12 protein-coding genes are annotated in these 13,666 nt (G+C 72.4%); 7 read left to right on the forward strand and 5 right to left on the reverse strand.

The genetic code is table 11. The features are described from left to right. Positions 1-59 precede the first annotated feature (59 nt). Positions 60-2,216 (reverse strand): excinuclease ABC subunit UvrB, encoded by a 2,157-nt coding sequence (gene uvrB, locus ACIGXJ_RS00925; RefSeq protein ID WP_399639773.1) that lies wholly within the window; start codon positions 2,214-2,216, stop codon positions 60-62. Positions 2,217-2,277: 61 nt separating this feature from the next. Continuing rightward, the gene (locus ACIGXJ_RS00930; protein WP_399639776.1) at positions 2,278-3,114 is read right to left on the reverse strand and encodes an MHYT domain-containing protein; all 837 of its coding nucleotides are present in this window, start codon (positions 3,112-3,114) and stop codon (positions 2,278-2,280) included. Positions 3,115-3,353: 239 nt separating this feature from the next. Between ACIGXJ_RS00930 and ACIGXJ_RS00935 the strand changes: the two genes are divergently transcribed. From ACIGXJ_RS00935 to ACIGXJ_RS00945, 3 genes are all read left to right on the forward strand, one after another. Then, a complete protein-coding gene (locus ACIGXJ_RS00935) occupies positions 3,354-3,908 on the forward strand; it encodes a methylated-DNA--[protein]-cysteine S-methyltransferase (RefSeq protein ID WP_399639779.1) in 555 nt (184 codons plus the stop codon). 110 nt (positions 3,909-4,018) lie between these two features. Next, a complete protein-coding gene (locus ACIGXJ_RS00940; protein ID WP_399642116.1) occupies positions 4,019-4,924 on the forward strand; it encodes a pseudouridine-5'-phosphate glycosidase in 906 nt (301 codons plus the stop codon). Further along, positions 4,921-5,868 (forward strand): carbohydrate kinase family protein, encoded by a 948-nt coding sequence (locus tag ACIGXJ_RS00945; protein WP_399639782.1) that lies wholly within the window; start codon positions 4,921-4,923, stop codon positions 5,866-5,868. The genes ACIGXJ_RS00940 and ACIGXJ_RS00945 overlap by 4 nt, the downstream gene beginning before the upstream one ends. Positions 5,869-6,004: 136 nt before the next feature. Here ACIGXJ_RS00945 and ACIGXJ_RS00950 read toward each other — a convergent pair whose 3' ends face one another. Then, positions 6,005-6,943 carry a methyltransferase domain-containing protein gene (locus ACIGXJ_RS00950; RefSeq protein ID WP_399639785.1) on the reverse strand — a complete coding sequence of 313 codons (939 nt, stop codon included), beginning with the start codon at positions 6,941-6,943 and terminating at the stop codon, positions 6,005-6,007. Between the two features lie 241 nt (positions 6,944-7,184). On the opposite strand from ACIGXJ_RS00950, the gene ACIGXJ_RS00955 reads away from it, so the two are divergent. Beyond that, complete coding sequence (locus tag ACIGXJ_RS00955) at positions 7,185-8,312, forward strand: magnesium and cobalt transport protein CorA (protein WP_399639788.1); 1,128 nt, start codon at positions 7,185-7,187, stop codon at positions 8,310-8,312. Positions 8,313-8,575: 263 nt separating this feature from the next. On the opposite strand, the gene ACIGXJ_RS00960 is transcribed toward ACIGXJ_RS00955, so the two are convergent. Together ACIGXJ_RS00960 and ACIGXJ_RS00965 are read right to left on the reverse strand one after the other, a co-directional pair. Continuing rightward, the gene (locus tag ACIGXJ_RS00960; protein ID WP_399639790.1) at positions 8,576-8,989 is read right to left on the reverse strand and encodes a CBS domain-containing protein; all 414 of its coding nucleotides are present in this window, start codon (positions 8,987-8,989) and stop codon (positions 8,576-8,578) included. Between the two features lie 260 nt (positions 8,990-9,249). Continuing rightward, positions 9,250-9,882, reverse strand: coding sequence for a uridine kinase (locus ACIGXJ_RS00965; protein ID WP_399639792.1), 633 nt, complete (start codon positions 9,880-9,882; stop codon positions 9,250-9,252). Between the two features lie 153 nt (positions 9,883-10,035). On the opposite strand from ACIGXJ_RS00965, the gene ACIGXJ_RS00970 reads away from it, so the two are divergent. The 3 genes from ACIGXJ_RS00970 to ACIGXJ_RS00980 all read left to right on the forward strand — a co-directional run bounded on the left by ACIGXJ_RS00970 (position 10,036) and on the right by ACIGXJ_RS00980 (position 13,452). Continuing rightward, a complete protein-coding gene (locus ACIGXJ_RS00970) occupies positions 10,036-10,734 on the forward strand; it encodes a DUF2293 domain-containing protein (protein WP_399639795.1) in 699 nt (232 codons plus the stop codon). Positions 10,735-11,174: 440 nt separating this feature from the next. Beyond that, positions 11,175-11,654 carry a DUF1772 domain-containing protein gene (locus tag ACIGXJ_RS00975; protein WP_399639798.1) on the forward strand — a complete coding sequence of 160 codons (480 nt, stop codon included), beginning with the start codon at positions 11,175-11,177 and terminating at the stop codon, positions 11,652-11,654. Between the two features lie 307 nt (positions 11,655-11,961). Beyond that, positions 11,962-13,452, forward strand: a complete 1,491-nt coding sequence (locus ACIGXJ_RS00980; RefSeq protein ID WP_399639800.1) for a glutamate synthase subunit beta — start codon at positions 11,962-11,964, stop codon at positions 13,450-13,452. Positions 13,453-13,666 lie beyond the last annotated feature (214 nt).

Consider the following 13,666-nt stretch of genomic DNA (forward strand, 5'->3'; position numbering starts at 1 on the left):
CGTACGTCGTGACGGCTCCGGCGCCGGCCGCGGGCCCGGCCGGCGCCCCGTCGGCCCCGTCAGGCCAGCCCCGCCTCCCGCATCTGACGCAGCTCCTTCTTCATCTCGGACACCTCGTCGCGCAGCCGTGCCGCGATCTCGAACTGCAGGTCCGCGGCTGCGGCCCGCATCCGCGCGGTCAGCTCCTCGATCTGCTCGGCGAGTTCCGCGGCGGGCCGGTCCGTCGGCACCGTCTCCTTGGCCTTGCCCTTGGCTCCCTTGGCCGACTTGGCGGCCTTCGCGCCCTTGACGGAGTGCTCGGCGAGCGAGGGCACCGGCGCCTTGGTGCCCCGGCCGTCCTTCTTGGCCCGGTAGCCGCTGCCGAGGAGCTGCTCGGTGTCGACCTCCTCGCGGGCGATCTGCGCGACGATGTCGTTGATCTTCTTGCGCAGCGGCTGCGGGTCGACTCCGTTGGCCTTGTTGTAGGCGACCTGCTTCTCGCGGCGGCGGTTGGTCTCGTCGATGGCCTTCGCCATCGCCGGGGTGATCTTGTCGGCGTACATATGGACCTGGCCGGAGACATTGCGCGCCGCGCGGCCGATGGTCTGGATCAGGGAGGTCCCGGAGCGCAGGAAGCCCTCCTTGTCGGCGTCGAGGATGGCCACCAGGGACACCTCGGGCAGGTCGAGGCCCTCACGCAGCAGGTTGATGCCGACCAGGACGTCGAACTCGCCGCTGCGCAGCTCGCGCAGCAGCTCCACGCGGCGCAGGGTGTCGACGTCGCTGTGCAGGTAGCGGACGTGGATGCCGAGTTCGAGGAAGTAGGCGGTGAGGTCCTCGGCCATCTTCTTGGTGAGGGTGGTGACCAGAACGCGTTCGTCCTTCTCGACGCGGATGCGGATCTCGTGCACCAGGTCGTCGATCTGTCCCTCGGTGGGCTTGACGACGACCTCGGGGTCGATCAGGCCGGTGGGGCGGATGATCTGCTCGACGACGCCGTCCGCGCGGGAGAGCTCGTACTGGCCGGGCGTCGCGGACAGGTACACGGTCTGGCCGATGCGCTCCTGGAACTCCTCCCACTTCAGCGGGCGGTTGTCCAGGGCCGAGGGCAGGCGGAAGCCGTGGTCGACGAGGGTGCGCTTGCGGGAGGCGTCGCCCTCGTACATGGCGCCGATCTGCGGCACGGTCACGTGGGACTCGTCGATGACCAGGAGGAAGTCGTCCGGGAAGTAGTCCAGCAGGGTGTTCGGCGGGGAGCCGGGCAGGCGGCCGTCGAAGTGCATCGAGTAGTTCTCCACGCCGGAGCAGGTGCCGATCTGGCGGAGCATCTCGATGTCGTAGGTGGTGCGCATGCGCAGGCGCTGGGCCTCCAGGAGCTTGCCCTGCTTCTCCAGCTCGGCGAGGCGCTCGCCGAGTTCCTTCTCGATGTCGTTGACCGCCCGCTCCATGCGCTCGGGCCCTGCGACGTAGTGGGAGGCCGGGAAGACGTACAGCTGCTGGTCGTCGCTGATGATCTCGCCGGTGAGGGGGTGCAGCGTGGACAGCGCCTCGATCTCGTCGCCGAACATCTCGATGCGGACGGCGAGCTCCTCGTAGACCGGGAAGATCTCGATGGTGTCGCCGCGCACCCGGAAGGTGCCGCGACTGAACGCCATGTCGTTGCGCGTGTACTGGATGTCCACGAAGCGGCGCAGCAGCTCGTCGCGGTCGATCTCGTCGCCGACGCGGAGCGGGACCATGCGGTCGACGTACTCCTGCGGGGTGCCGAGGCCGTAGATGCAGGAGACGGAGGCGACCACGACGACGTCGCGGCGGGTGAGCAGCGAGTTGGTCGCCGAGTGCCGGAGCCGCTCGACCTCCTCGTTGATGGAGGAGTCCTTCTCGATGTAGGTGTCCGACTGCGGGACGTACGCCTCGGGCTGGTAGTAGTCGTAGTAGGAGACGAAGTACTCGACCGCGTTGTTCGGGAGCAGCTCGCGGAACTCGTTCGCCAGCTGGGCGGCCAGCGTCTTGTTCGGCGCCATCACGAGGGTGGGGCGCTGGAGCTTCTCGATCATCCACGCGGTGGTGGCTGACTTGCCGGTGCCGGTCGCGCCCAGCAGGACGACGTCCTTCTCACCGGCCTGGATGCGCCTGGCCAGGTCGGCGATGGCCGCCGGCTGGTCGCCGCTGGGCTGGTAGGGGCTGACGACCTCGAAGGGCGCCACCGTGCGTTCGATGTGGGAAACGGGCCGCATGGATCCACCGTACGACCCACCACTGACAACGGCGTGCGATCAGGGGTTTCGCGGTGGCGGGCTAGCGACTCTGCGGGCCGCGGGTGGTCACGGGACGGCGGGCGGGGGGTTCGGCGGGGGTGCGGGCGGGGACGCCGGGCTTCTGCTCGGGGCGGGGCCAGTGCGAGCGGCCCATGACCACGAGCGGGTCGAACAGCACGACGACGCCGGCCAGGCACAGGAAGGCCAGCGGGCCGATCAGCATCGGTGCGAGCAGGGCCGCGGGGGACTCCCCGCTGCCCGGGACGGCGGTGCCGTGCAGATGGACGCTGAGCGCGGCCATGCCCGTGTAGTGCATGCCGCTGACGGCGAGGCCCATGACGAGGCTCGCGCCGATGCTCCAGGCGAAGCCGCGGACCTGTCCGGCGGCCCACAGGGCGGCGGTCGCGGCGGCCATGGCTATGACGACGGAGGCGGCGACGGTGAGGGTGTTGTACTGCAGGCGCCCGTCCAGCCGCATGCCCGCCATGCCCAGGTAGTGCATCGAGGCGACGCCGAGGCCGGTGATCGTGCCGCCGGTGAAGAGGGCCGCTCCGCGCGCGCCCTTGTAACCGACGATGAAGATCCCGATGCCCACCATGAGGACGGCGACGCCGAGGCTGGCGTAGGTTGTGGCGCGGTCGTAGCGGATCGGGGCCTCCGCGACCGTGAAGCCCATCATGGCGATGAAGTGCATGGTCCATATGCCGGAGCCGATGGCCGCGGAGCCCAGGGCGAGCCAGCCGGGTCGCCAGGACTGGGCGACCAGCATGGACCTGGTGGTGCAGCGCAGGCCGAGGGCACCGCCGAGGCAGGCCATCAGATAGGCCACCACGGGGGTGACCAGGCCATAGCTGAATCCGTCGACCGTGCCTTGCATGCGCGGCTGCCCTTCCGCCCTGTGCGTCCCGCAAATTCCTGAAATGCGCCCCCTCCCACAACCGCGCGGGCGGTCGGGTCGAGTGCAGAGAGTATGACCCGCACCGGAATGGTCGAACGATTTTCCGCAAAGAAACACGGCCCTCACCCAATGTGTCCTTCGTGAATGGCCTGCCGTCGCCCGCCGCCGTCGTCCGCGGGGGCGGCGGCGTTGTCAGTGGCGGGTCGTACGGTGGGCGCATGAACAGCCATGGGCGGTACGAGCAGCAGGTCGTGTGGGCCGTCGTCGGCACCGACATCGGCCCGCTGCTGCTGGCGGCGACCCGTGAGGGCCTGGTCAACGTCGTCTTCCACGCCGGCGACGCGGTGCGCGGGAAGGCGCTGGAGCGGCTGGCGTCCCGGCTCGGTGCCGAGCCGGTGGAGGATCCCGGCTCCCCGCTGCTGGCCGAGGCGATACGCCAGGTCGAGAGCTACTTCTCGGGCGAGCGGCACGCCTTCGAGCTGCCGTTGGACTGGTCGCTGATCTCGGGCTTCAACCGGCAGGTGCTGCGCGAGCTGGCCTCTGGTGTCCCGTACGGCACGGTGGTCGGCTACGGCGACCTCGCCGAGCGGGTCGGCCAGCCGGGCGCGGCGCAGGCGGTGGGGGCCGCGATGGGCTCCAATCCGCTGCCCGTGGTGGTGCCCTGCCACCGGGTGGTGGAGAGCGACGGCGGCCTCGGCGGGTTCGGCGGCGGTCTGGAGACCAAGCGGAGGCTGCTCGCGCTGGAGGGCGTGCTGCCGCAGCCGCTGTTCTGAGAGTCCCCCTCCCGTCCGAGGGGCGCGCACCCGGAGCCGGCACAGGGTTTGACCGGGGGTGCGGGCCGCCAGGGATGAGAGGAGACCGACAGACAGGAGGCGGGCGCGTGGTGCTGGTGGTGTCGGAAGAGGTCCGGGAGGCGGTCGAGGGGCGTCGCCCGGTGGTGGCCCTGGAGTCCACGATCATCGCGCACGGGTTGCCGCGTCCGCGCAACCTGGAGGTGGCGCTGGAGCTGGAGGCGGCCGTACGGCGGGAGGGTGCCGTCCCGGCCACGATCGCGGTGCTCGACGGCAGGCCGCTGGTCGGGCTGGACAAGCAGCAGCTGGAGCGCGTCGCCAACGAGGACGGGATCCGCAAACTCGGCCACCGGGACCTGGCGCCGGCTCTGGCGTCGAGGGCGAGCGGCGCCACGACCGTCTCGGCGACGGCGGCACTCGCGGCGCTGGCGGGCGTGCGGGTGTTCGCGACGGGCGGGCTGGGCGGAGTGCACCGGGAGTGGACGGTGACGCAGGACGAGTCGGCCGACCTGGGCCTGCTGGCCCGTACGCGGATCACGGTGGTGTGCGCGGGGGTGAAGTCGATCCTGGACGTGCCGGCGACGCTGCAGCGGCTGGAGACCCTGGGCGTGGCCGTGGCCGGATACGGCACGGACCGCTTCCCCGGCTTCTATCTGTCCGACTCGGGCCATCCGGTGGAGTGGACGCTGGACAGCCCCGAGCAGGTGGCGGGGGTGATGCGGGCGCAGGACGCGCTGGGCGGACCGGAGTCGGCGCTGATCGTCGCCAACCCGGTTCCCGAGGCGGAGCAGCTGGATCCGGAGCTGCACGCGCGTGTGCTCGCGGACGCGCTGCGGGCGTGCGAGGCGGAAGGGGTGAGCGGCCAGGCGGTCACGCCGTTCCTGCTCGACTACCTCGTGCGACACACCGACGGGGCCTCGCTGAGCGCCAACCTCGCGGTGGTCCGTGGCAATGTGCGGCTGGCCGCGCGGATCGCGGCGGCCTGGGCCGGGAGGTGATCCGGCCGCGGGACGGCGCGCTGCTGGTGGCGGGGGACGTGGTCACGGACGTGGTCGCCCGTCATCGTGGCCCGCTCGCGTCGGGCACGGACACGGCCGCCACCATCCGCCTGGTGCCGGGCGGGGCGGGCGCGAACGTGGCCTGCTGGGCGGCGCACCGGGGCTGTGCGGACGTGCGCATGCTGGGGCGGGTCGGCGCGGACGCTGCCGCCTGGCACGAGCGGGAGCTGACCGCGGACGGGGTCCGTCCGCTGCTGGTCGTCGATCCGCGGGCACCGACCGGGACGGTGGTGTGCCTGGTGGACTCCGAGGCGTCCGCCGAGCGCACCTTCCTCACCGACAGCGGCGCGTCCCTGCGGCTGGGGCCCGACGACTGGTCGGACGCGCTGCTGGACGGCGTCGCGTGGCTGCATCTGTCGGGCTACCTGCTGTTCTCGGAGCAGAGCCGGGCCCTGGTGGCCCGGGCGATCGGGTCGGCACGCGCGCAGGGGGTGCCGGTCAGCCTGGACCCGGCGTCGGCGGGGTTTCTGAAGGGGCTGGGTGTGGAGCGATTCCTCGCGCTCGTCGAGGGGGTCGACGTGCTGCTGCCGAGCCGGGACGAGGCGAGCCTGCTGACGGGTGTGGCGGACGCCGAGGGCGCCGCGGCCGAGCTCAGCCGCCATGTCCCGCTGGTCGTCGCCAAGCAGGGCGCGGCCGGTGCGCTCGTCGCCCGGTCGGGCACGGTGTGCGCCCGGGTGCCGGCCGCGCCGGCGACACCCCGTGACACCACCGGCGCCGGCGACGCCTTCACCGGCGCCTTCCTCGCCGCGCTCCTCAGGGGCGCGGGGCCCGAGGACGCGGCGACGGAGGGCACGCGGGCCGGGGCCCGGGCGGTGGAGCGGGTGGGCGGCCGGCCCCCGCGAGGCGACCAGCGCGTAGAGGAGGGATGGGCCGAAGGAGGATGAGCCCGGGGCGGCACAGGACGGGGGCGGACCGCGACGGACCGCTCCTCGAGGTTCCTGCGGTGCGCGTCAGTCACCGGCGCGGGAGAACTACGCGGGACACCACGTCGCGCCCGCGGTCGCCGACCACGTCCACCCCTTACGCTTTACGGCCCCACGCCGAGATCAGCGCGGGTGCGGCCAGGTCCATCCTGCCGGAGGAGATGTGGGACAGGTGGCGGTCGATGTCGTGGTCGGTGGCGAGGCCCGAGGCGACGAGCCGCCTGCGGAGTTGACGGATCGTCGCCGCTTCGAGTCCGACGCAGGCCGGGGAAGTGATGGGGAAACAGGCGTCGGCCTCCACCTGCCGAAGTCCTGCCGCGCGCAGCAGACGCGGCAGGGTGCGGCCGTGGGCGAGATCGACGCCGTGGTCGGCGAGGAGCGTGCGCACGCCGTGCCGCAGCCGGTTCGCCAACTGCTGCTCGGGGCCGTACTCGTCGGGGCAGATCAGTGGCTGCAGGGCGGCGTCGGTGTCCTCGACGAGGAGGCGTCCGCCGGGGCGCAGGGACTTGACCAAGGAGCGCAGCGCCCGCTCGCGGTCGGGCACGCGGCCGAGGACGAGGCGAGCGTGGACGAGGTCGAACCCCTCCCCGGGGGGCTCCTGTGCGGCGATGTCGTGGACGCGCACCTCGACCGGCGGACGGGCGGGCGAGTCGGCCCAGGAGGTGTCCGCGGCGGTGGCGACGACCTTGCCGGTGGGGCCCACTCGCTTGGCCAGCCAGGACACGACGGTGGTCCCTCCGGCGCCGGCCTCCCAGCAGCGCCAGCCGGGTCCGACGCCGAATGCCTCGAAGTGGCGGAACGTCACGGCGTCGAAGAGCGAGGCGAACGCGTCGCGCCACTGCGCGGCATCGGCCTGCCGACGGGCGAGTTCCTCCCGGCGGGGGTCGGGTTCGCACTGCTCGCGGGAGTCGCGCGGGGTCAGATGGCCGAGGAGCTCGGCCGGGTGGTCGTGCCGGTCGGGGAGGTCGTCGGACGGAGGCCGGCGATGGTCGCGGTGATCGAGGTCGTCGAGCAGGTGTCCGTCGGTTTGCGTCATGCCGGGATCATCCCAGTTGTCCCGGTTGTCGGGATGTGACGACGCTCGGCGCGGCTTCAGGAGTCCTCCTCCGTATGCGGGGGAAGAAGGCAGTTCGACAGCTCCCGCCCCGTCGTCCACAGGCGGGAACCAAGCGGAATCCGCGCTACCCACAGGCCGGTCCGTGGCTCTTGCCTTGCTGGCAGACTGGCGGGCCAAGGCGCGGGAAGGCGGCGCAAGGAGAACCACGCAAGGAGTCCCGATGTCCATGGCAGGGAATCTGCGGAAGGTCACGAGCCTCGGCACGGTCGACGGCCTCCGCAGAGTGGCGCGGCTGGCCCGACGCAGGCGCCCGGTCGACCTGAGTCACCCCGCCCGGTCCCCGCTGGGCTCCTCGGTCGTCAACTGCGTCGCGTACGAGGACGGAGCCCGGCTTCCGGTCGAGGGGGATCTTGCCGACGCGGTGCGGCGGGTGCGCAAGAGCGGCTCCGGCTTCGTGTGGCTGGGGCTGCATGAGCCGACGGACCATGAGTTCGCGGGCGTGGCCGAGTTGTTCGACCTGCATCCGCTGGCCGTCGAGGACGCGATCGAGGCTCATCAGCGCCCGAAGGTCGAGCGCTACGGCGAGACGCTGTTCGCCGTGTTCAAGACCGTCTGCTACATCGAGCACGAGGAGTTGACGGCCACGAGCGAGGTCGTCGACACCGGCGAGATCATGGTCTTCGTCGGTCATGACTTCGTCGTCACGGTGCGGCACGGCCGGCACGGCTCGCTCGGTCCGCTGCGCGAGGAACTGGAGTCCGACCCCGGTCAGCTCACCAAGGGCCCTTCCGCGGTCCTGCACGCGGTCGCGGACCACGTGGTCGACGACTACCTCAATGTCATCGAGTCGGTGCAATTGGACATCGACCAGGTGGAGACGGACGTCTTCGCGGAGAACGGCGCGCGGGCCGACCCCGGCCGCATCTACCAGCTCAAGCGTGAACTCCTGGAGCTGAAGCGTGCCGTGGTCCCGCTGGGCCGCCCGCTGCTCGACCTGGCCGACCGGCCCGTGCGCGTGGTCGATCCGGAGATACAGGCCTACTTCCGCGACGTCTCCGACCACCTCATACGGGCGACGGAGCAGATCGCGTCGTTCGACGAGCTGCTCAACTCCATCCTGCAGGCGCATCTCGCCCAGGTGACCGTGGCGCAGAACGAGGACATGCGGAAGATCACGGCGTGGGCGGCGATCGTCGCCGTACCGACGATGGTGTGCGGGATCTACGGCATGAACTTCGAGCACATGCCGGAACTGCACTGGCGCTACGGCTACGGCATGGTCATCGGCGTCATAGCCCTGGCCTGTGTGGCGGTCTACCGCGGCTTCCGGCGCAACGGCTGGCTCTGAGGCGGCACCTGGACACCGGCCCTACCCGGGAACTCCGATCCGCACCCCCGGGGCTCCGGATCGGCCCCGGGGGCGGGGGCCCAGGCAGACCGAGCCCCCGCCCGGCACGACGGACCGGGCGGGGACGAAGGGAGAGCAAAGCGGGGAAGGGGGCGCAGGGGGCAGAGGGGGCAGAGGGGAAAGACCGCGGAACGAAGCGCGACGAGGCGCGACGAAGGGCGGCCGAAGGGTGGAGGGTGGCGCCGGTGCGGTGAGGTTCGCCGCTACGCGTAGACCCGTTCCGTCCACTCCGCCATCTGGTCGTCCGACAGGTAACGGGCCAGGTCGGCCTCGCTGATCATGCCGACGAGGCGCTTGTTCTCGATGACGGGCAGCCGACGGATCTGGTGGTCCTCCATCTCCCGCAGGACGTCGCTGACATCGGCGTCGGCTTCGATCCAGCGGGGTGTGCCCTGGGCCATCTCAGCGCAGGTGATCTTGGCCGGGTCGTGCCCCATGGCCACACAGCGGACGACGATGTCGCGGTCGGTGACGATGCCGCACATCCGCTCGTTCTCGTCGCTGATGGGCAGGGCGCCGACGTTGAGGTCACGCATCAGTTGCGCGGCCCGGTCGAGGGTCTCGTGGGCGGGGATCCACTGTGCACCGCGGTGCATGATGTCTCCGGCGGTGGTCATGAAGGTACCTCCCATGGCCGGACGGCCGGCGCGGCGCAGGACGCACCGCTAGTCCCGGCGCCCTTCATTCTCGCCGCGGCACGGAACCCTCGCACCCGGAGCGCCGCGGCACCCGGCAGGCCCTCGGCACGGGCCCGGCCGGGGACGCGAACGAAATCCAGACGCGAATCCAGAGCCGAGATCCAGGGAGGAGACCCAGAGACGAGACCCCGGGACGAGATCCGGAGCCGAGATCCCGGGCGACGAGATCGGAGAGGTGATCAGCCGCTCCACGCGGGATGCCGCGGATCGTCGGCACGCACGACGACGTCCGCGACGCCGACCGGATCGGTCTCGTGCGTGTAGCGCTCGAAGGCGGGCAGCGTCCAGCGCTCGGCCTCGGGGGTACGGCGCTGCAGGGCGCCCGGGGAGAGGAGGACGTGCACGGTCAGATCGAAGGGGAACCAGTTCTTCAGAAGGAGCGGTCCATGGAGCAACAGCAGGGCCCCGGGTTGGAGTTGGACGTAGGGACTGCGGGTGGCGCGGTCGGTGACCGGGTCCCACAGATCGGGCAGGACGCGTCCGCTACCGCCGGGTTCGAGGGGCCCGAACACCTCGCGCCACAGCGCCGCGGTGTCGAACCAGCCGCCGTAGTACGCCTCCACGTCCTGGTGGCCGTACTCCAGGCGGACCGACGCGGGGCGCAGAAAGCCCTCCGCGGGCACGACGAGCGAGGGGCGGCCGCGCAGCCTCAGCGCCTCCGACACGCGTTCGGCCAACTCTGCGGGGTGCGCGGCCGGGGCGCCGTCGAAGGCGACGCGCGGCCAGGGGCTGCCGTCGGCCGGCTCCAGGTCGAGCAGACGGTCGGCCAGGGCGTCGCCGAGCCGCTCCCAGGTGATCGCTTCGAGTCGCACACCGCCATCATGCCGCGTGCCCGGCCCCGTCCTCGGCGGCGGGCGGGGATCCGGATCACGGCCCGTGGCCGGGCGCGCCGTGGCTGTCCGGCCGTAACGGCACGGGGAGCGGGAGGGGTGGATCGGCAGGGGTCCAGGGGGCATGAAGCGGGTATGGCCGTACCCGCAACGCACCAGAACCGGAACGGACTTGTCGTCGTCCAGCCTCTGAAGAGGAAGCGCTGCTCCGTGTGCCGGCGCGGGCCGCTGTCCCTGCTCGTCCTGGAGGAGGCCGCGCCCCGCTGCCTCGACTGCGCCGACCTCGGGCATCTGGTGTTCCTGCCGCGCGGCGACACGGCGTTGACGCGCAGGTCTCGGGAGGAGAGCGGGTTGTCGGCGGTGGTGGTGCGGTTCAACCGGCGCAAGAGCCGCTACGAGCGCCAGGGCGTGCTCGTCGAGGAGCAGGCGCTCGCCCGGGCCGAGGCCAGATGCCTGGCGGACGCCGAGGCACGACGACGACGCCGGGCCCGGGACGCGCGGCGCAGGGCGGTGGAGGACGCGCGGTTCGCGGAGGCGTTCGCGGCGGAGATTCGGCGGCTGCTCCCAGGCTGCCCCGCCGACCGGGCCCGGGAGATCGCCGGGCACGCCTCGGTGCGCGGCAGCGGGCGGGTGGGCCGCAGCGCCGCGGGGCGGGCGTTGTCCGAGGGGGCGGTGATCTCGGCGGTGGTGGCGTCGGTGCGGCATGTGGACACGCCGTACGACGTGCTGCTGATGAGCGGCGTGCCACGTCTTGAGGCGCGGCGTCGGATCATGCCGGCCGTGGAGACGGTGCTGCGGGGCTGGCGGCAGGCAGGTGCCGACGCGGCCGGGTGATGTGAGGGCTGCGGGAGGGCGCGGCTGCGGAGGCGGATGGTCGCTGCGACCCGACGTGGACGGACCCGCCTGGTCAGACGCGGCCGGCTGGGAGCGGCTGCGGCCCGCCGGGGATGCGGCCGCTGGAAACGGCAGGAGCCCCGCTGGACATGCGGCTGACTGCAAACGGCTGCGGTGCGCGGGGGTGCTGTCGGCTGGAACCGGCTGCGGCCCGCCGGAGGGGGCTGTCGGCTCGGAGCGGCCGCGGGGGGCCGAGATGAGCTCCACCCCGTCGGGGGTGCGGTCGGCTGCGAGGGGCCCCGGCGGGTGGCAGATGCGGCGGCCGGTTGCGGGCTCTGGACGCTCGCTTATGCCCTCGCGTGGATCGGCCATGGGCCGCCCGGGCGCGGTGGCATTGACTGAGGGCAGTGGGGACGAGAAGCGGAAGCAGGTGGGTGGGCATGATCGAAGGGCCGTTCTTCTGGCTGACCGTCGCGGGGGTGCTCGGGACGGGGCTCGCGGCGGGGGTGTTATGCGCGTTCTCGGCGTTCGTGATGCGGGCGCTGGCCGCGCTGCCGCCGGCGCAGGGCGTGGCGGCGATGAACGCGATCAACAGGGCTGCGCCGAGACCGGCGTTCATGGCCGTGTTCCTGGGCACGGCGGTGGTGGCCGTGGCGGTGGGCGTGGTGACGCTCGTGGTGCGGCCCGAGGACGGGATGGTGGAACTGCTGCTGGGAAGCGCGCTGTATGTGTGCGGCTCGTTCGGGGTGACGGCCGCCGCCAATGTGCCGCGCAATGACGCGCTGCTCCGACTGGAGCCGGGGAGTGCGCAGGCGGACGCGTACTGGCCCGGATATGTACGGGAGTGGACGCGGTGGAACCACATACGGATGGGCGCCTCCGCGGCGGCCGCGGTGCTCTACGTACTGGCACTCGCCTGACCGGCCACGGCTGAGCCGAGCGGGAGCCGCCGCCGCGTTCGTCAGCATCCCGGAGCCCCTCCGACCGCGAGAGCACGTCCGGACCCGAGCCCGGCCTCCGGAAGGGCCCGGACACCCGCGACCGGCCCCCGAAGGGCCCCTGACATCCCGCCGCACAGGGGGCGCCCAGCCCCCCATACCCCCTTCCCACACCCCCTGCGGGTAGGACGAATGGGACGTATCGTTGCCGGAAGGGTGCGGAAGGGTTGCGGAACGGTGCCGTCGAACGGGGCACGGCCGGTCGTACGCGCAGGCAAGGAAGACGGCCATGGCAGATCCCAAGGGGTTCATGACCACACCTCGCCGGGAGTGGCCCCGGCGGCCGGTCGAGGAGCGGGTGCGCGACTGGGACGAGGTGTATGTGCCGGGGGCGTTGCTGCCGATCATCGGGTTGCAGGCGGATCGGTGCATGGACTGCGGGATCCCGTTCTGTCACCAGGCCTGTCCGCTCGGGAATCTGATTCCGGAGTGGAACGACCTGGTCGCGCGGGACGACTGGCGGGCGGCGGCGGACCGACTGCACGCGACGAACAACTTCCCCGAGTTCACGGGGCGGTTGTGTCCGGCGCCGTGCGAGACCGGGTGCGTGCTGGCGATCAACCAGCCGGCGGTGACGATCAAGAACGTGGAGTGCGCGATCGCCGACCGGGCGTGGGAGGAGGGGTTCGCGCCGCCCAGGCCGCCGGACCGACTGTCGGGCAGGACGGTCGCGGTGGTCGGGTCCGGGCCGACGGGTCTCGCGGCGGCGCAGCAGCTGACCCGGGCCGGGCACACGGTCGCGGTGTTCGAGAGGGACGACCGGATCGGCGGGCTGCTGCGCTACGGCATCCCCGAGTTCAAGATGGAGAAGCGTCATCTGGAGCGGCGGCTGGAACAGATGCGGGCCGAGGGGACGCGGTTCCGCACCTCGACGGCGGTCGGGCGGGACATCGGGGCGGACGAGCTGCGGGCGCGCTACGACGCGGTGATCGTCGCCACCGGGGCGATGGCGTGGCGTGAACTGCCGGTGCCAGGAAGGGAGTTGGCGGGAATCCATCAGGCGATGGAGTATCTGCCGCTGGCCAACCGGGTGTGCGAGGGAGACCTGGAGCGGTCGCCGTTGTCGGCGGCGGGGCGGCATGTGGTGATCGTCGGTGGCGGTGACACCGGGGCGGACTGCCTCGGCACCGCGATCCGGGAGGGCGCCGCGTCCGTGACCCAGCTGGACATCTACGCCCAGCCGGGCGAGGCTCGCGACGAGGACGCCGAGCCGTGGCCGACGTATCCGACGCGGGTCTACCGGCTGTCGGCCGCGCACGAGGAGGCGCGTGAGCTGCGGACGGCGCCCGCCGCCGACGCGGACGCGCGGCTGTTCGCGGCGTCGACCCTGCGGTTCACCGGGGACACGGCCGGGCGGGTGCGGGCGCTGCACCTCACGGAGGTCGACGAGCGGCGCCGGCCACTTCCCGGCACGGGGCGCGCGCTGCCCGCCGACCTGGTGCTGCTCGCGCTGGGCTTCTCCGGGCCGGACCGCGAGGACGGTCTGGTGGACCAGCTCGGGCTCGCGCTGGAGCCGCGCGGCACGCTCGCGCGGGACGCGGGCTTCGCCACGAACGTGCCCGGTGTGTTCGCGGCGGGGGACGCCGCGCGCGGGCAGTCGCTCGTGGTGTGGGCGATCGCGGAGGGCCGGGCGGTGGCAGCGGCGGTCGACCGCCACCTGACCGGCACCACACAGCTGGCGGCCCCGGTGTCGCCGCACGACCGGCCCATGTCGGTGTAGCGGATGGTGCCGCCGGGGCCGGCGGTCGAGGAGGAGCCACCCGGGGCCGGGCCGTACTCTCCCCGCCCGGATCGGCCGGAATGAGACGGCGGACGGAGGTGTTCTGAGGAATAAAGTGGGACGATTTTGTCCCAGGAGGTGTTTCGTCGTCGTCGCCCGTGAAACGGCCCCGGCGGCGGCCGCCCCATCCTTCGTCCCGCCGTCAGGCGCAGGG

It is taken from the genome of Streptomyces sp. NPDC053367, from assembly GCF_044545925.1.
Lineage (GTDB): Bacteria > Actinomycetota > Actinomycetes > Streptomycetales > Streptomycetaceae > Streptomyces.